The organism is Pseudomonas sp. B3(2017), assembly GCF_002113595.1.
Classification (GTDB): Bacteria; Pseudomonadota; Gammaproteobacteria; order Pseudomonadales; family Pseudomonadaceae; genus Aquipseudomonas; species Aquipseudomonas ekonensis.
On the sequence record NZ_NEIU01000004.1, the window covers coordinates 202,780 to 219,536 of the forward strand.

15 protein-coding genes are annotated in these 16,757 nt (G+C 64.3%); 7 read left to right on the top strand and 8 right to left on the bottom strand.

Going from position 1 to position 16,757, the window contains the following annotated elements; genetic code table 11:
- Positions 1 to 4: 4 nt before the first annotated feature.
- From nuoN to CAG33_RS07960, 3 genes are all read left to right on the top strand, one after another.
- The gene (gene nuoN, locus CAG33_RS07950) at positions 5 to 1,468 is read left to right on the top strand and encodes an NADH-quinone oxidoreductase subunit NuoN (RefSeq protein WP_085579783.1); all 1,464 of its coding nucleotides are present in this window, start codon (positions 5 to 7) and stop codon (positions 1,466 to 1,468) included.
- Between the two features lie 269 nt (positions 1,469 to 1,737).
- Positions 1,738 to 2,052, top strand: a complete 315-nt coding sequence (locus CAG33_RS07955; protein ID WP_085579781.1) for a DNA-binding transcriptional regulator — start codon at positions 1,738 to 1,740, stop codon at positions 2,050 to 2,052.
- A gap of 174 nt (positions 2,053 to 2,226) precedes the next feature.
- Positions 2,227 to 3,552, top strand: a complete 1,326-nt coding sequence (locus tag CAG33_RS07960) for an OprD family porin (protein WP_085637658.1) — start codon at positions 2,227 to 2,229, stop codon at positions 3,550 to 3,552.
- Between the two features lie 125 nt (positions 3,553 to 3,677).
- Here CAG33_RS07960 and CAG33_RS07965 read toward each other — a convergent pair whose 3' ends face one another.
- From CAG33_RS07965 to CAG33_RS07995, 7 genes are all read right to left on the bottom strand, one after another.
- Positions 3,678 to 4,163, bottom strand: a complete 486-nt coding sequence (locus tag CAG33_RS07965) for an RES family NAD+ phosphorylase (protein WP_085579777.1) — start codon at positions 4,161 to 4,163, stop codon at positions 3,678 to 3,680.
- On the bottom strand, positions 4,160 to 4,633 hold the full coding sequence (locus CAG33_RS07970) for an antitoxin Xre/MbcA/ParS toxin-binding domain-containing protein (RefSeq protein ID WP_139831330.1): 474 nt from the start codon (positions 4,631 to 4,633) through the stop codon (positions 4,160 to 4,162). Before CAG33_RS07970 ends, CAG33_RS07965 begins: the two co-directional genes overlap by 4 nt.
- 213 nt (positions 4,634 to 4,846) lie before the next feature.
- Positions 4,847 to 5,179, bottom strand: coding sequence for a DUF2790 domain-containing protein (locus CAG33_RS07975; RefSeq protein WP_085579773.1), 333 nt, complete (start codon positions 5,177 to 5,179; stop codon positions 4,847 to 4,849).
- A gap of 80 nt (positions 5,180 to 5,259) precedes the next feature.
- On the bottom strand, positions 5,260 to 5,460 hold the full coding sequence (locus CAG33_RS07980) for a co-regulatory protein PtrA N-terminal domain-containing protein (RefSeq protein ID WP_085579771.1): 201 nt from the start codon (positions 5,458 to 5,460) through the stop codon (positions 5,260 to 5,262).
- Positions 5,461 to 5,683: 223 nt separating this feature from the next.
- A complete protein-coding gene (locus tag CAG33_RS07985; protein ID WP_085579769.1) occupies positions 5,684 to 8,833 on the bottom strand; it encodes a CusA/CzcA family heavy metal efflux RND transporter in 3,150 nt (1,049 codons plus the stop codon).
- A gap of 24 nt (positions 8,834 to 8,857) precedes the next feature.
- Positions 8,858 to 10,057 (bottom strand): efflux RND transporter periplasmic adaptor subunit, encoded by a 1,200-nt coding sequence (locus CAG33_RS07990; RefSeq protein ID WP_085637662.1) that lies wholly within the window; start codon positions 10,055 to 10,057, stop codon positions 8,858 to 8,860.
- A gap of 58 nt (positions 10,058 to 10,115) precedes the next feature.
- Positions 10,116 to 11,396: a TolC family protein gene (locus CAG33_RS07995; RefSeq protein WP_085637665.1), complete on the bottom strand. Its 1,281-nt coding sequence runs from the start codon at positions 11,394 to 11,396 to the stop codon at positions 10,116 to 10,118.
- A gap of 467 nt (positions 11,397 to 11,863) precedes the next feature.
- On the opposite strand from CAG33_RS07995, the gene CAG33_RS08000 reads away from it, so the two are divergent.
- The 4 genes from CAG33_RS08000 to CAG33_RS08015 all read left to right on the top strand — a co-directional run bounded on the left by CAG33_RS08000 (position 11,864) and on the right by CAG33_RS08015 (position 14,918).
- Positions 11,864 to 12,538, top strand: a complete 675-nt coding sequence (locus CAG33_RS08000) for a heavy metal response regulator transcription factor (protein WP_085580099.1) — start codon at positions 11,864 to 11,866, stop codon at positions 12,536 to 12,538.
- Positions 12,535 to 13,935: a heavy metal sensor histidine kinase gene (locus CAG33_RS08005; protein WP_085579763.1), complete on the top strand. Its 1,401-nt coding sequence runs from the start codon at positions 12,535 to 12,537 to the stop codon at positions 13,933 to 13,935. The genes CAG33_RS08000 and CAG33_RS08005 overlap by 4 nt, the downstream gene beginning before the upstream one ends.
- 177 nt (positions 13,936 to 14,112) lie before the next feature.
- A complete protein-coding gene (locus CAG33_RS28730) occupies positions 14,113 to 14,544 on the top strand; it encodes a type II toxin-antitoxin system Phd/YefM family antitoxin (protein ID WP_256575478.1) in 432 nt (143 codons plus the stop codon).
- Positions 14,541 to 14,918, top strand: a complete 378-nt coding sequence (locus tag CAG33_RS08015; RefSeq protein WP_085630556.1) for a type II toxin-antitoxin system VapC family toxin — start codon at positions 14,541 to 14,543, stop codon at positions 14,916 to 14,918. Before CAG33_RS28730 ends, CAG33_RS08015 begins: the two co-directional genes overlap by 4 nt.
- Before the next feature lie 59 nt (positions 14,919 to 14,977).
- Here CAG33_RS08015 and CAG33_RS08020 read toward each other — a convergent pair whose 3' ends face one another.
- Entirely contained in the window at positions 14,978 to 16,720 is a 1,743-nt protein-coding gene (locus tag CAG33_RS08020) for an ABC transporter substrate-binding protein (RefSeq protein ID WP_085579759.1), read from the bottom strand.
- Between the last annotated feature and the right edge of the window lie 37 nt (positions 16,721 to 16,757).

The following is a 16,757-nucleotide window of genomic DNA, read 5'->3' on the forward strand; positions in this document are numbered from 1 at the left end:
CGCTATGGAATTCACGATCCAACACTTTATTGCGCTAGCGCCACTGTTGATCACCAGCCTCACCATCATCGTGGTGATGCTGGCCATCGCCTGGCGCCGCAACCACTCGCAGACCTTCCTGATTTCGGTGGCGGGCCTGAACCTGGCGTTGCTGTCGATCCTGCCGGCACTGAAAGTCGCGCCCCTGGCCGTGACCCCGCTGCTGCAGATCGACACGTTCGCCTGCCTGTACATGGCGCTGATCCTGGTCGCCACCCTCGCCTGCGTCACCCTCGCCCACGCCTACCTGGGCGACGGCGGTTCGGGTTATCCGGGCAACCGTGAAGAACTGTACCTGCTGATCCTGATGGCCGCCGCCGGCGGCCTGGTCCTGGTCAGCGCGCAGCACCTGGCCGGCCTGTTCATCGGCCTGGAACTGCTGTCGGTGCCGGTCTACGGTCTGGTGGCCTACGCCTTCTTCAACAAGCGTTCGCTGGAAGCCGGCATCAAGTACATGGTGCTGTCGGCGGCCGGTTCCGCGTTCCTGCTGTTCGGCATGGCCCTGCTCTACGCCGACGCCGGCTCCCTGAGCTTCAACGGCATCGGCCAGGCGCTGGCCGCCACCGGCCTGCCGAGCTCGATGGCCCAGCTGGGCCTGGGCATGATGCTGATCGGCCTGGCGTTCAAGCTGTCGCTGGTGCCGTTCCACCTGTGGACCCCGGACGTGTACGAAGGTGCTCCGGCGCCGGTGGCCGCGTTCCTGGCCACCGCGTCGAAAGTGGCCGTGTTCGCCGTGATGGTGCGTCTGTTCCAGATCTCCCCTGCCGCCAGCAGCGGCGTGCTGAGCAACGTGCTGACCGTCATCGCCATCGCCTCGATCCTGTTCGGCAACCTGCTGGCCCTGACCCAGAGCAACCTCAAGCGTCTGCTCGGCTACTCGTCCATCGCACACTTCGGCTACCTGCTGATCGCACTGGTGGCGAGCAAGGGCCTGGCGGTGGAAGCCATCGGCGTGTACCTGGTCACCTACGTGATCACCAGCCTCGGCGCGTTCGGCGTGATCACCCTGATGTCCTCGCCGTACAACGGCCGTGACGCCGATGCCCTGTACGAATACCGCGGCCTGTTCTGGCGCCGTCCGTACCTGACCGCCGTGCTGACCGTGATGATGCTGTCCCTGGCCGGCATCCCGCTGACCGCCGGCTTCATCGGCAAGTTCTACATCATCGCCACCGGTGTCGAGTCGCACCAATGGTGGCTGGTCGGTTCGCTGGTGCTGGGCAGCGCCATCGGCGTGTTCTACTACCTGCGCGTGATGGTCACCCTGTACCTGATCGAGCCGAACCTGCGCCGCCACGACGCCCAGCTGCACTGGGAGCAGAAGGCAGGCGGCGTGATGCTGCTGGCCATCGCCGTCCTGGCGTTCTTCCTCGGCCTGTACCCTCAGCCGCTGCTGAACCTGGTTCAGCAATCGGGTCTGGCGGGCTGATCGCCCGGCGACCTTCGGCGGTAAACAGAAACGGCACCTTCGGGTGCCGTTTTTGCGTTTAGGGGATCGGTTGCGAGCGCCCTACCCCTTCCACCTTCAACCATTCCCGAAGTCTCTCGCGTGAGTGGTCGATTCTTCCTACAGGCGTTTTTACGATCCGTGACTACCGTTGAAAAGGGGGCGAAAAGGATGGCCTAGAGGCCTTGACCCATTCAGTTTTCGGGACAAAACTATACGCATGTAACGTACAGAAGATGAATGCTCCCACTATGAAACGTGACATTTTTTCCGAGCTGATGGATGGCGTCGAAGCCCTGGCCGACGAGCGCCAAGGCAAGATCACACTGCGAACCCACAAGGTTCAGTTGCCCAAACTGATGCCTGTCACCGCCGATGAATTGATCGCTATCCGCCAACAGCTCAATCTCTCGCGCTCGGTGTTCGCGATGTACCTGCGCACCAACACCCGAACGCTCGAAAACTGGGAACAGGGACGGGCAACCCCCAATGCCCAGGCCACCACCCTGATCCGCTTGGTCGAGCGTTTTCCGCAGACGATCGAACAACTTGCAGCCCTGACCTGACCGTTCAGGACCGTCCCCTCACCCACATGACGAAAATGTAATTCCCCCATCACCTTGGCGTTATCCGCAGCTTGCAACGATGTCACCCGGCGACCCCAACGGCGGCCCTTTCCGCCGAACAACAAGACCCACGCCGAAGCACGTTCCCGTTCTGCCGAACTCCAGGAGTGATTGATGGTTAACAATTCAAGAATGTCGATGGCCGCATTGGCCGTGGTTGTCGGCTCCGGACCGACCGCCGCGCTAGCGCAGGAAAAGGCCGAGGGTTTCATCGAGGGCAGCAGCCTGACGGTGCTCAACCGCAACTACTACTTCAACCGCGATCACCGCGACGGCCAATCCAGCCCCACCGGCAACGGCTACTCCGAAGCCTGGGCCCACGCCGTCATCAGCAAGTTCGAATCCGGTTTCACCCAGGGCACCGTCGGGGTCGGGGTGGATGCGTTCGCGATGATCGGCCTGAAGCTCGACACCGGCGACGGCCGCAACGGCGGCCGCAGCTCGTTCGATATGTTGCCGGTGGATCGTGACGGTCAAGCCCGGGACGAATACACCAAGGTCGGCGCCGCCGCCAAGGTGCGGGCCTTCGATACGGTGGTGAAGATCGGCGACGTGTTCCCGGCCAACCCGGTGGTGGCGGCGGGTGATTCGCGATTGCTGCCGGAAAGCTTTCGCGGCGTGACGGCGACCAACACCAGCATCGAAGGCCTGTCGATCCAGGGCGGCCGGTTGCATGCGATGAGCCAACCGGTGTCCAGCGACTTGCGCGACAACTTCGCGACCTTCTATGCCGGCCCCGTCAATTCGCCCTGGATCGCTTACGGCGGCGGCGATTATGCGCTGAACAAGAACCTGAGCTTCAGCCTGTACTCCAGTCGCCTGAAAGATGCCTGGAACCAGTACTACGCCGGCACCGCCTGGACGTATCCGCTGTCGGACGACCTGTCGCTGTTCGGCGGCCTGAACTATTACAAGGCGGTCGATGAGGGCAAACAGTTGCTCGGCAAGTTCGACAACGACATCTGGAGCGGCCGGGTCGGCGTGAAGCTCGGCGCGCACTCCGTGGCCCTGTCCCACCAGCGCAACAACGGCGACGACGACTTCGACTACCTGCGTCAGTCAGACTCGATCTTCCTCGACAACTCCATCCAGTACAGCGACTTCAACTCGCCCAAGGAACGTTCGTGGATGGTGCGCTATGACCTCGACATGAGCGCCTACGGCGTGCCCGGCCTGTCGTTCATGACCCGCTACGCCCGCGGCACGGACGCCGACTACTCCAACGCCAATGCCGTGTACATGCGCCGTGACGCCGAGGGCAATCCGCTGACCGACCAGAAGCGCTGGGAACGGGACATCGAAGTGAAATACGTGGTGCAGAGCGGTTCGCTCAAGGACATGTCGCTGCGCCTGCGTCAAGCCACGACCCGAGCCACGGCGTTCGAGTCGGATCTGGATGAGGTGCGGGTGATCGTCGAGTACCCGCTGGCGATTCTCTGACCGAGCGGATCAACCCCATTCACCTTTAGAAGCTCCTTGCTCCTTTGGTAAGAGGTGAATCTTTGGCGTCCTTCGGGGCGCCTTTTTTTTGCCCGGCAATGACGTCGCCCGACGGGACAGGCCTGCTAGACCAACCGCGTGTCCAGGCCGAACCGCTCCTGCGAGACCAAGGTGAATTGATCCGCCGCCAGGTCGCAGCTCACCAGCAGGTTCCACGAATGCCGTGTCACGGCCGACGGGATCAGCACAAAGGGATGTTGCGCCAGCAGCCTCTCGGCGAACTGTTGCTGATTGGGGGAAGGTTGGGCCGGGATGAGCCAGTTGGGGTTGGGGACGTCTTCGGGCTGGACGACCTTGATCGTCGAGGGATCCCGCACTTCGAAACAGGTGAGCACGTGCGGGACGGTGTCCAGCGCATCGAAGCCCAGGTGGGCCGCCACCTCCAGGATGGCGGTGGCCGGGTCGGCCGATGCGTAGATCACCCGGCGACCGGGCGGGTTCCAGCGACCGCCGGAGCGTTGCGCACCGATGCCGCTGTCCCAGGTCGTCTTGTAGACCTCACGGTCGAGGCGCCAGGCGTACCACTTGCCGTCCCAGGGCAAGGGATTCACTGATAGACCCCGTGCTCGATCCGGGTCAGGTAGTCCTCCACCACCTGGAAGCCCAGCGGATTGTCGATCAGTTCCAGCGGCACATTGCCGTCCAGGTACTTGCAGGGCTTCTTCAGCCAGTCCTCGGCCAGCAACTGATTGCCGAACACCTCGGTGGCATGCTCCAGCACTTGCGCGTACTGGAAAGCGACGGCGCTCTGCTGCGGGTTCAGGCGAACCGAACCGGTCTCCTTCGCCAGGCGCTGGACGGTGCGGATGGACTTCCCCGTGATGCGCTGGACAAGGTCGTGCTCCATGTACAGCGCCGACAGGGCCAGCATGTCCTTGACCGCGCTCAGGCTGAAACCCTCTTTGGTGTACTGGAGGATCGACAGGCGCGTGTCGCCCTTGCGGCCATGAAGCAGCACCTCGGTCGGCCTTCTGATGGTCTTGCGCACCCTCGGGACCGAGGCCGTTGTTACCGTGGACATATCGACGCCCTCCATACGACATTTGACGCAATCATAACGCCAAATGTCGCCACTCAGGCAAGTGAATGCTGCTTCCAAGATTGACCCGTCCTTTTGGTATCCAATGAAATCCATCCGCCCTGAGGGTAAGTGACGAGTCTTCTGAAGCCAACCTTAAAAAGCTGTCAGAGAATTCAGGGCTTTTCATGAAAACCGGGTCTTTGCTGTAGGAGCTCACCCTCCCCGTTTGCGGCAATCGCCCGCCACGGTGTAGGTGACCGTGTTGAGCCGTCCTTGCGAATCCTCATAGGTCATCGCCGTCGGCACCACCGCGCAGGCTGTCTGCGGGCGCACGACACTCACCACCTTGACCACATCCAGCTTCATCCCGTACTCATACGCCTGCACCACCGGCGCCGCCTTGCCTTGGCTGGCGGCGTACTGCTCCATGGCCTTGGCATTGGCGCCGAGGGCCTTTTCGAACGTACGGTCACCGCCGCCCTCGGCCAACGCATTCAGGGACATCGCCAGGGCACCGGCGAACACAATCGATCGGATGGCTTTCATATCCGTTTCCTTTCCGTAGCTGACTCATGAAAAAGCCCGGCATCGACGCGCGATGACGGGCTTGCGCAAGCGCGGCACGCTTACAGGTCTTGGGTGGCGTCGTCTTTCTTCTCGTTGACGACCACCGGCTCGCGGGCCTTTTCCTTGGCGACGAACAGTTCCACCGAACGGTCGTTGGCCGTCATCATCCGCTCGAACGTCCGGTCGCCGCCGCCTTCGGCCATGGCCAAGGAAGACACCGCCAACGCCGCCAGAAAGGCACCGATCTGTACAGGTTTCATGCTTGATTCCTCATTGGGTAACTGACGGATCCAAGGTAACAACCCGTACCTTTCGTGACGGTGGCGCGCACATTACATATCCGTCATGTGCTTGCCGCCGCAGGCACCACGCACCAAAACCACCTGTGGGAGCGAGCCTGCTCGCGATGGCGGCGTGTCAGTCGACTACGATGCCGGCTGACAAAACGCTATCGCGAGCAGGCTCGCTCCTACAGGGAAACCGCTATCGGCCTGGGGCCACGTCCTCGTCCCGGCGGTGGGCCAGGCGGTAGAGCAGCGGCAGGATCAGCAGCGTGAGCACGGTCGAGGACAGGATCCCGCCGATCACCACCGTGGCCAGCGGGCGCTGCACCTCCGCACCGGTGCCGGTGGCCAGGGCCATGGGAATGAAGCCCAGGGACGCCACCAGCGCCGTCATCAGCACCGGCCGCAACCGCGTCAGCGCGCCTTCGTCGATCGCCTCGGCCAGTGAACGTCCCTGCTCCCGCAGGTTGCGGATGAACGCGATCATCACCAGCCCGTTGAGCACCGCCACCCCGGACAACGCGATGAAACCCACGCCCGCCGAGATCGACAGCGGAATGTCCCGCAGCCACAGGGCCATGACGCCGCCGGTCAACGCAAACGGAATGCCGGTGAACACCAGCAGGCCGTCCTTGAGGTTGTTGAACATCATGAACAGCAGCCCGAACACCAGCAGCAGCGCCACCGGCACGACGATCTGCAGACGCTTGGCCGCCGACTGCAACTGCTCGAACTGACCGCCCCAGCTCGTCCAGTAACCGGCCGGAACCTGCACGTCGCGCCCGATCGCCTCGGCGGCCTCACTGACGAACGAGCCGATGTCGCGCCCGCGCACGTTGGCGCTGACGATCACCAGGCGCTTGCCGTTCTCGCGGCTCACCTGATTGGGCCCCAGCACCAGGTCGAGGCTGGCGACCTCCTTGAGCGCGATGAACCCGACCCGGTCGGCGGCGCCGTTGAGCGCCGGCACCGGGATCAGCAGCGCCGACAGGCCGTCGATGTCCTTGCGCATGGCGTCGGACAGGCGCACGACCATGTCGAACCGCCGGTCGCCCTCATACAGCGTGCCGGCCTGCCGCCCGCCGACCGCCACCGCGATGGTGTCCTGCACATCGCCCACGTTGAGCCCGTAGCGGGCGGCCTTGTCGCGGTCGATGTTGATGGTCAGCACCGGCAGCCCGGTGGTCTGCTCGACCTTGACCTCGGATGCGCCGCTGACCTTTTGCATCGACGCCGCAATCTTCGCCGCCGTGGCGTTGAGCACGTCCATGTCGTCGCCGAACACCTTGACCGCCACGTCGCTGCGCACGCCGGAGATCAGCTCGTTGAAGCGCAGCTGGATCGGCTGCGACAGCTCATAGTTGCTGCCCGGCAAGGTCGCCGCCGCCTGTTGCAGCTCGGCCATCAGGGTCTCGCGGGACTTGCCCGGATCCGGCCACCGGTCCTTGGGCTTGAGCATCACGTAACTGTCGGAGATGTTGGGCGGCATCGGGTCGGAGGCGATTTCGGCGGTGCCGGTGCGGGCGAACACCCGCTCGACTTCTGGCACCTTGCCCAGGATCAGGGTTTCCAGGCGCTGCTGCATGTCCACCGACTGGGTCAGGCTGGTGCCCGGCACGCGCAAGGCCTGCAGGGCGAAATCGCCTTCGCTGAGGCTGGGCACGAATTCGCTGCCCATGCGGGCGGCCACCGCGCCGCTGAGCACCACCGTGCCCAACGCCAGGCCCAGCGCCGCCTTGCGGTGGCCCATCACCCAGGCCAGCGCCGGTGCATACGCCCGGCGCGCGCCCCGCATGACCGCGCCCTCTTCTTCCTTGACCTTGCCGGTGACGAGCAGCGCAATGGCCGCCGGCACGAACGTCACCGACAGCAGCATCGCGCCGAGCAACGCGATGACCACGGTGAACGCCATCGGGTGGAACATTTTCCCTTCGACGCCGCTCAGGGCGAAGATCGGCAGGTACACGACCATGATGATCAGTTGGCCGAAGATCAGCGGGCGCCGCGCCTCCTTCGCCGCCGCGAACACCTCATGGAAGCGCTCGGAGCGGGTCAAAAGCCGCCCGTGATGCCGCTGCGCATGGGCCAGCCGGCGCAGGGTGTTTTCCACGATCACCACGGCGCCGTCGACGATGATGCCGAAGTCCAGCGCCCCCAGGCTCATGAGGTTGGCGCTGACCTTGTTGGTGAACATGCCGGTGAAGGTGAACAGCATCGACAGCGGAATCACCATGGCGGTGATCAGCGCAGCGCGGATGTTGCCCAGGAACAGGAACAGGATCGCGATCACCAGCACCGCGCCTTCCACCAGGTTCTTCTTCACCGTGGCGATGGCCTTGTCCACCAGGTGCGTGCGGTCGTACACCGGCACCGCGACCACCCCCTTGGGCAGCGAGCGGTTGATCTGCTCAAGCTTGCCGGCCACCGCCTGGGAGACCGTGCGGCTGTTCTCGCCGATCAGCATGAACACGGTGCCGAGCACCACTTCGCGGCCGTTCTCGGTGGCGGCGCCGCTGCGCAGTTCCCGGCCGATGTCGACGGTGGCCACGTTCCTCACCCGGATCGGCGTGCCGTCGACGTTGGCCATCACAATGTTGGCGATGTCTTCGGTGCCCGCCACCTGCCCCGGCGCGCGGATCAGCAGCTGTTCGCCGCTGCGCTCGATGTAGCCGGCGCCGACGTTGGCGTTGTTGCGTTCCAGCGCCGTCACCAGATCGGTCAACGTCAACTTGTAGGCCGCCAGCCGTTTCGGGTCAGGGGCGATCTGGTACTCCTTGGCGAACCCGCCGATGGTGTTGATCTCGGCCACACCGGGGACGTTGCGCAGCTGCGGCTTGATGATCCAGTCCTGGATCACCCGCAAGTCGGTCGGCGTGTACGCCGTGCCGTCGTCCTTGAGCGCACCTTCGCGGGCCTCCACCGTCCACAGGAAGATCTCGCCCAGGCCCGTGGAGATCGGCCCCATCACCGCCTCCACGCCTTCGGGCAACTGCTCCTTGGCCGCTTGCAGGCGTTCGTTGACCAGTTGCCGGGCGAAGAACAGGTCGGTGCCGTCCTTGAAGATCACCGTGACCTGGGACAGGCCCGAGCGCGACAGCGAACGGGTCTGCTCCAGCGCCGGCAAGCCGGCCATCGCCGTCTCGATGGGGAACGTGATGCGCTGCTCGGTCTCCAGCGGCGAGAACCCGGCGGCGCCGGTGTTGATCTGCACCTGGACGTTGGTGATGTCCGGCACCGCGTCGATCGGCAGCTTCTGATAGCTGGCGACGCCGAGGCCGGCCATGAGCAATACGGCGAGCAGCACGATGAAGCGCTGCTCGATGGCGAACTGAATCAGGCGTTCAAACATGAGGACCTTCTTGTCGAAGACGGATCAGTGAGCGTGCTCGGCCGAGGCCTTGCCCAATTCCGATTTGAGAATGAAGCTGCCGGCGGCGGCGACCTGGGTGCCGGCCTCCAGCCCTTCGGTGATTTCCACCAGTCCGGCGGCGCGGCTGCCCGGCACCACCGCTTGCGCCTTGAAGCCATCGCCGGTGCGCACGAACACCGTGGGCCGGTCCTCCACGGTCTGGATCGCGGCCTCCGGCACGGCCACCTTGACCTGCCGGCTGTCGGTGGCCACCAACGCCGTCACGAACAGCCCCGGACGCCAGGCGCCCTGCGGGTTGGCCAGGGTCACGCGGACCGTCGCGGTGCGCGTCTGCTCACCGAGCAGATTGCCGACGTAAGCCACGGTGCCGGCCACTTCGGCATTGAGTTCCGGCGCGCTGACGGTCACTGGCTTGCCCACCTGCACCCGGTTCAGATCCTTGGGCGAAACACCGAAGGTCACCCACACCCGCGACAGGTCCGACAGGGTGAAGGCGTTGGTGGTCTCGTCGACCACCTCGCCCGGCGTCAGGTGCTTCTCCACCACCACGCCGTCGAACGGCGCGCGCAGCTCATAGCGGTTGCCTCCGCCGGCGGCCACGCTGCCGCTGAGCACGCTGATCTTCTGCCGGGCGTTGGCCAGGGCGATCTCAGCCTCTTCCAGCGCCTGGCGGGCCTGAAGGAAATCCTGCTCGGCGGAAATCCTGTCCTGCCACAGCTGCTTCTCCCGTTCATAGGTCGTGCGCGCCAAGGCCAGGCGGCGTTGCGCCGCCGCCTGCTCGCTGCGCTGATCGGAGATCTGCTGGCTGGCGATCACCGCCAGCAACTGGCCCTTCTTCACCGGTTGGCCGAGCACCACCGGCACCGACTCCACGACGCCGGGCACCCGAGGCACGACGTGCGCGGTGCGGTCTTCGTCAAAGCGCACTTCGCCGGGGAACGGCAAACCGAAGCTCAGCCCCGCCGCCTGGGCCTGGGCCAGTTGAATGCCCGAGGCGGCGATCTGTTCGGCGCTCAGGGTCAGTTGCCCTTCTTCGCCTTCATCGTGCCCGCCTTCGGCCGCTGCGCTTTCGGCCGCATGCTCCGCGTGCTCGGCCGCCTCGTCGGCATGGGCGCCATCGGAAAGGTTGCCCACCCACAACGCGCCGATTCCGATGCCCAGGCTCAAGGTCGCCGCCGCGACCGCCATCAGTTTTTTATCCATGGAAACTCCTCTGCGCCGCGCCGCCGATGCCGCGCTGCGGTGATCGAAACAATGAAATTCAGCGACCGGCGGCGAACGCGTCGAGATCGCCGAAAATGCGCTCGACGCGCACCCGGGCGTCGGTCGCCTCGGCGACGGCCTGGACGTATTGGGTGCGGGCGCCGATCAAGGTGCGCTGGGCGTCGAGCACGTCGAGAAAGGCGAACTTGCCCATTTCGAAGCCACGGGTGGCGCTGTCCACGGCCCGTTGCGCGGCCGGCAGGATGTTCTGGTCGAACGCCTGCGCTTCGCCGTTGGCGGTCCGCCATTGCTCCAGCGCGGTCTGGATTTCGGTGCGCAGGCGCAGCTCCGTGGCGTTGCGCAGATCCCGGGCCTGATCGGCGCGGCGCGCGGCGGCCAACACGTTGCCCTGATTGCGGTTGAACAGCGGAATGGGCATCGACAGCCCGACGACGTTGACCCGCTCACGTTCCGTTTCGCTGTACTGGCTGCCGACGCTGACGGTCAGATCCGGAATCCGCTGGGCTTTCTCCAGCCCCAACGAGGCTTCGCGCTGGTCGATCTGCAACGCCGCCAGGCGCAGTTCGGCGGTCTCGTTCAGGCGCCCGAGCAACCGGGACGACGGCGGCACCGCCGGCAGACTCGCGGCAGCCGGCGGCACCTCGGCCGCGTCCGGCAACGGCGCGCCCATGACCTGCGCCAGTTGCTGCCAGGCGTTGGCCCGGTCGCGCTCGGCCCGGCTCAGCTCAAGGCGCACCTCCGACAATTGCACCTCGGCCCGCGTGCCTTCGACCGGCGACGACTTGCCCGCCCCGATCCGTCCCTGCGCCACCCGCAAGCCATGCTCGGCCAACGCCAGCGACTGACGGGACAGCTGCAGCCGTTGCTGGGCCGTCTGCACGGCGGTGTAGGCCTGGATCACGTCGGCGCGCAGGCCGAGGCGCTTGCGCTCAAGCTCAATGCCCGCCGCGTCCTGGGCCCGGCTCGCCACGTCGATCCGGGCCCCGCGCTTGCCGCCCAGCTCGATGGGCTGGCTGAGGGTCACCGTGGTGGTGCGCGACTCGCGGCGGGTGTCTTCGGCCTCCCAGGAAACCTCCGGGTTGGGGATCAGCCCCGCCTGCTGCCGTTCGCCCGCGGCGATGCCGATTTCCCAGCCGGCCACCGCCAACTCGGGGTTGCCGGCGAAGGCCGCCTGCAGGGCCTGGTCGAGGGTCAGCGCCGGGCCCGGCGAAACGACCGCCATGGCGCAGCCGCCCCACAGCAGGAGGCCGGCGGCATACAACACCCGCCGCGTGTTTTTCAGGCGCGGGCGCGCCGTCCGTTCATTTAAACCGGGCAATTGAATGTTTCCTTTTCGATTCGGGAATCTTCGATGCCGCCACGGTAGGGTTTTGAACTTATCGACAAGGTGACTGGAACATTACAAATACGTTATCCAGCGTTGGCCCGGTAACTTTTGCTCTAGCATGGAAGTGTGCACGGCCAATTAGAAATACAACGAAACACTTACTCTTCGAGTATCTGCCGAACAGCACTTGCCGCACTCCTGGATTCATGAAGTGCATGAAAAATCGCCCTCAGCGCTGCGACAGACCGTCGCAGAAGGCCGATTTAGGCGCATCCGATCAACGCCTTCGTTTGACCCTGAAGTGACTACAGACTTTATCCTGCACGCCCTCCTTCGGCCAAATGCCCGCAGGAAACACATTGGACCGCCGCAACTAAACAACTGAACCGGCCGATAAGAACAACAACTTCCACAGCCTGATCCATTAATTGACCCTTCAATGAAAGTGGTGATTGACCATGCGAATCCTTATTGTCGAGGACGAGCTTAAAACTGCCGAATACTTGCACCAGGGGCTGACGGAAAGCGGTTATGTCGTCGACCGTGCGGCCAACGGCGCCGACGGGCTGCACCTGGCGCAACAGCAGGCCTATGACCTGATGATCCTCGACGTCAACCTGCCGGAACTGGACGGCTGGAGCGTGCTTGAGCAACTGCGCCGCACCCGCTCCACCCGGGTGATGATGCTCACCGCCCGCGGCCGCCTGGCCGACAAGATCCGCGGCCTGGACCTGGGCGCCGACGACTATCTGGTCAAGCCGTTCGAGTTTCCCGAACTGCTGGCGCGGGTGCGCACGCTCATGCGCCGCAGCGAGAACATTCCGGTGCCGCAGGTGCTCAAGGTGGCCGACCTGGAGCTCGACCCGGGCCGTCACCGGGCCTTTCGCGACGGGCAGCGCATCGACCTCACCACCAAGGAATTCGCCCTGCTGCACCTGCTGATGCGCCAGTCCGGCGAGGTGCTGACCCGCACCCAGATCATCTCGCTGGTCTGGGACATGAACTTCGACTGCGACACCAATGTGGTGGAGGTCTCGATCCGTCGCCTGCGGGCCAAGATCGACGACCCGTTCGCCAGCAAGCTGATCCACACCCTGCGCGGCGTCGGCTATGTGCTGGAGGCGCGGGAATGAAGCCGGTCAGCCTGTCGATGCGCCTGGGGATCACGGTCAGCGCGCTGGGCGCGCTGCTGGTGGTGTTCTTGGCGGTGTTGGCCTACTTCGCCCTGACCCATGAACTGAACGCACTGTCCCGGGACAGCCTGGCCAGCAAGATGGAACAGGTCGAGCACAGCCTGTCGCTGTACACCGACCCCGGTGAGATCCGCTCCAAACCCCACATCCTGCTGGATCAGGTCATGGGCCATGACAACCTCACCCTGACCCTCTACGACCTCGACAACCCGCGCACGCCGCTGCTCAAGTCCGGCGCCGGCATGGCCGATCCGCGCCTGGAGCTCAAGGCCGCGCGGACGGCGACCGACGAACTGGCCTACACCGCCAGCACCGACTCCGCCGGGGCCAAGTTCCTCACGGCGACCAAGCTCGTGCGCCTCAAGGACGGCACCCGCGTGCCGCTGCTGCTGTCGGTGGACAACGCCCACGACCAGGCCTTGCTCAGCGCTTACCTGCGCTCGACGCTGATGGCGCTGCCGCTGCTGCTGATCTTCATCGGGCTCAGCGCCTGGGGCGCCGTGCAGCGGGGGCTGGCGCCGATGCGCGAGTTCCGCAAGGTGGCGGCGATGGTCTCGACCCAGGACCTGGATCATCGCTTGTCGGTGGTGAACATGCCCCAGGAACTGAGCGAGCTGGCCCAGGGCATCAACGTCATGCTCCATCGCCTGGACGCGGGGGTGCAGCAACTGTCGCAGTTTTCCGACGACCTGGCCCATGAACTGCGCACGCCGATCAACAACCTGATGGGCAAGGCCCAGGTGACGCTGTCCCGGGAACGCAGCGTGGAGGAGTACCAGGACGTGCTGGTGTCCTGCATCGAGGAACTGGAACGGGTGGCGCGGATCGTGTCCGACATGCTGTTCCTGGCGCAGGTCAGCCATCCTTCGGCGCTGGCGCCGTTCGAACCGGTCGAGCTGGCGGACGAAGCGCGCAAAGTGGCCGAGATGTTCGCCCTGACGGCCCAGGACAAGCGGATCCAGCTGAGCGTGATCGGCAGCGCCCGCGTGCTGGGCGACCGCCTGATGATCCAGCGGGCGATCTCCAACCTGCTCTCCAACGCCCTGCGTCACTGCCCGGACGGCAAGACGGTCACCCTGCTGATCGAACGGGGCGCCGCCCAGTCTTCGCTGTTGGTGAGCAACCCCGGCGCCGGCATCGAGGCGCAGCACCTGCCGCACCTGTTCGACCGCTTCTACCGGGTCGACAGCAGCCGCTCGCGCACCCAGGGCAGCACCGGCCTGGGCCTGGCCATCGTGCGCTCGATCATGAGCCTGCACCGGGGCGTGGCCGAGGTGAAGAGCCTGCCGGGGGCGATGACGGTGTTCAGGTTGGGGTTTCCCAATTCGGATACGTGAGTCGCTCCGGCTCGATGGGGTGCACCGCAGCTCTTGTAGGATTCGTTACCGCTGCGCCCCATCCCCCCACAAACGCCGAAAGCTCGCGCCGTAACGTCCGTTTCGTCCTACAGCCAGCCTCAGTGAAACTCTTTAGGGTAGTGCCTGACGGATGGACTATCGGAGCGAGGCCGGATGATGAAACGGGACACCTTTTGCGAATGGATTGAAGGCCTTGATACGTTGGCCGTTCGACAACAGGTTTGGGGCGCGGCAACGGCATACGGAGCGGGATCAGTCCGCCGGGCACTTGTCTGCGCTGAACAATCGCACCCTTTTGCGGCCCCACAACATTCTGGCTATATTTGTCCAGAACTCAGGGGAAACATGATGATCATCGTTCCGTTGGCCGAAGCCAAAAACAACCTGTCCAAACTCGTCGATGAAGCCGCAGCCGGAAAAATCATCACGATTGCCAAACATGGTCGTGCACTCGCACGCCTCGTTCCCGCCGGAAAACCCGATGCCCGGCGCATCGGAGCCATGAAGGGAAAACTGACGCTACCCGATGACTTCGACGCCCCATTGTCAGACGAGATGCTGGATGCCTTCGAAGGCACTCAAGCATGAGGTTGTTGCTCGATACCCATATCCTGCTCTGGACACTCGATGACAACCCGAGACTGTCGATCAAGGCCAGAAAGCTCATCGACAACGCTGCCGACATCTATGTCAGTGCAGCATCGTTTTGGGAGATGGCGATCAAAGTGGGGCTCGGCAAGCTGAGTGTCGATCTGGAGGAAATCCGCCAATACTGCCTCGAAAGCGGTTTCATCGAACTGCCCGTATCCACCGAACACGCCATCGCCGTGAAGGATCTTCAGCCTCATCACCGCGACCCCTTCGACCGTCTGATCATCGCCGCCGCACTGACAGAGCCCATGAAATTGCTGACCGCCGACCCTGTGGTGGCTCAATACACCGATCTGGCTGTTCTGGTTTAATCCGATGCAGAAACAAGAACGGCACCTTCCGGTGCCGTTCATTCGTTACGTCCCCGCCCTCACTTGCGCGCCGCCTCCCACGACTTGAGCAGTTCGTTGTAGCTCACGGTCTCGCCCTTGGGCTTTTCGTTGGCCAGTTTCGGCTTCGGTGCGCCGGGTTGGTCGAACCAGTATTGCGCATCGCGCTCGGGGTTCATTTTCGGCGCGCAGGTGGCCTGGGCCTTGGAGCGTTCCAGGCGGGTCATGATCGCGTCCTGATCCTTGGCCAGGCCGTCGAGGGCTTGCTGCGGGGTCTTGTCGCCGCTGGCGGCCTCGGCGATGTGGCTCCACCACAGCTGCGCCAGGCGCGGGTAGTCAGGCACGTTGGTGCCGGTCGGCGTCCACTGGATGCGGGCCGGGCTGCGGTAGAACTCCACCAGGCCGCCGAGCTTGGGCGCCAGGTCGGTCATGGCCTGGGAGTTGATGTCCGACTCGCGGATCGGCGTCAGGCCGACGATGGTTTTCTTCAGCGACACGGTTTTCGAGGTCACGAACTGCGCGTACAGCCAGGCCGCGAGCTTCTGCTTCTCGGGCGTGGATTTCATGAACGTCCAAGAACCCACGTCCTGATAGCCCAGCTTCATCCCCTCTTCCCAGTACGGCCCGCGCGGCGACGGCGCCATCCGCCATTTCGGCGTGCCGTCGGCGTTGACCACCGGCAGGCCCGGCTTGGTCATGTCGGCGGTGAACGCGGTGTACCAGAAGATCTGCTGGGCGATGTTGCCCTGGGACGGCACCGGCCCCGACTCGGAGAAGGTCATGCCTGCGGCTTCCGGCGGCGCGTACTTCTTCAGCCAGTCGACGTATTTGGTGGTGGCGAACACCGCCGCCGGGCCGTTGGTGTCGCCGCCGCGGGTCACGCTGGAGCCCACCGGATGGCAATCCTCGACGCGGATCCCCCACTCGTCCACCGGCAAGCCGTTGGGCAGGCCCTTGTCGCCGCCGCCGGCCATGGAGAACCAGGCGTCGGTGAAGCGCCAGCCCAGGGACGGATCCTTCTTGCCGTAGTCCATGTGCCCGTAGATGCGCTTGCCGTCGATTTCCTTGACGTCTTCGCTAAAGAACTTGGCGATGTCCTCGTAGGCCGACCAGTTCACCGGCACGCCCAGCTCATAGCCGTACTTTTCCTTGAACTTGGCCTTCAGGTCCGCGCGCTCGAACCAGTCGGCGCGGAACCAGTACAGGTTGGCGAACTGCTGGTCGGGCAATTGGTACAGCTTGCCGTCCGGCGCGGTGGTGAACGAGGTGCCGATGAAGTCCTTGAGATCCAGGGTCGGCGAAGTGAAGTCCTTGCCTTCGTTGGCCATCAGGTCGCTGATCGCTTCGGTCTTGCCGTAGCGAAAATGCGTGCCGATCAGGTCGGAGTCGTTGACCCAACCGTCATAGATGCTCTTGTCCGACTGCATCACGGTCTGCAGCTTCTCCACCACGTCGCCTTCCTGGAGCAGGTCGTGGGTGACCTTGATCCCGGTGATTTCGGTGAAGGCCTTGGCCAGCACCTTGGACTCATACTCGTGGGTGGTCAGGGTTTCCGAGACGACCTTGATGTCCATCCCGCGAAACGGCTCGGCGGCCTTGATGAACCACTTCAGTTCCGCCAGTTGCTGATCGGCCGTCAGGGTGGACGGCTTGAACTCGCTGCCGATCCACTTCTTCGCCGCCTCCTCGTAGGCATCGGCCCAGGCCGAAGCGCTCAGACCGCTCAAGGCCAGCAGGGCCGCCAATGAAATGCTATGTCGCAGCTTATTGTTTTTGTCGAACATAGAGACCTCCTGTTTAAGTTCCGGAGCCGCATCGCCG

Excerpts from the sequence above, each read along its gene's own strand:
- CAG33_RS07955 (WP_085579781.1), top strand. The coding sequence starts at position 1,738 with ATGAAACGTGACATTTTTTCCGAGCTGATGGATGGCGTCGAAGCCCTG.
- CAG33_RS07970 (WP_139831330.1), bottom strand. The coding sequence starts at position 4,633 with ATGTCCACGGTAACAACGGCCTCGGTCCCGAGGGTGCGCAAGACCATC.
- CAG33_RS08000 (WP_085580099.1), top strand. The coding sequence starts at position 11,864 with ATGCGAATCCTTATTGTCGAGGACGAGCTTAAAACTGCCGAATACTTG.
- CAG33_RS08020 (WP_085579759.1), bottom strand. The coding sequence starts at position 16,720 with ATGTTCGACAAAAACAATAAGCTGCGACATAGCATTTCATTGGCGGCC.
- CAG33_RS07960 (WP_085637658.1), top strand. The coding sequence starts at position 2,227 with ATGGTTAACAATTCAAGAATGTCGATGGCCGCATTGGCCGTGGTTGTC.
- CAG33_RS07990 (WP_085637662.1), bottom strand. The coding sequence starts at position 10,057 with ATGGATAAAAAACTGATGGCGGTCGCGGCGGCGACCTTGAGCCTGGGC.
- CAG33_RS07985 (WP_085579769.1), bottom strand. The coding sequence starts at position 8,833 with ATGTTTGAACGCCTGATTCAGTTCGCCATCGAGCAGCGCTTCATCGTG.
- nuoN (WP_085579783.1), top strand. The coding sequence starts at position 5 with ATGGAATTCACGATCCAACACTTTATTGCGCTAGCGCCACTGTTGATC.
- CAG33_RS07975 (WP_085579773.1), bottom strand. The coding sequence starts at position 5,179 with ATGAAAGCCATCCGATCGATTGTGTTCGCCGGTGCCCTGGCGATGTCC.
- CAG33_RS08015 (WP_085630556.1), top strand. The coding sequence starts at position 14,541 with ATGAGGTTGTTGCTCGATACCCATATCCTGCTCTGGACACTCGATGAC.
- CAG33_RS07980 (WP_085579771.1), bottom strand. The coding sequence starts at position 5,460 with ATGAAACCTGTACAGATCGGTGCCTTTCTGGCGGCGTTGGCGGTGTCT.
- CAG33_RS08005 (WP_085579763.1), top strand. The coding sequence starts at position 12,535 with ATGAAGCCGGTCAGCCTGTCGATGCGCCTGGGGATCACGGTCAGCGCG.
- CAG33_RS28730 (WP_256575478.1), top strand. The coding sequence starts at position 14,113 with ATGAAACGGGACACCTTTTGCGAATGGATTGAAGGCCTTGATACGTTG.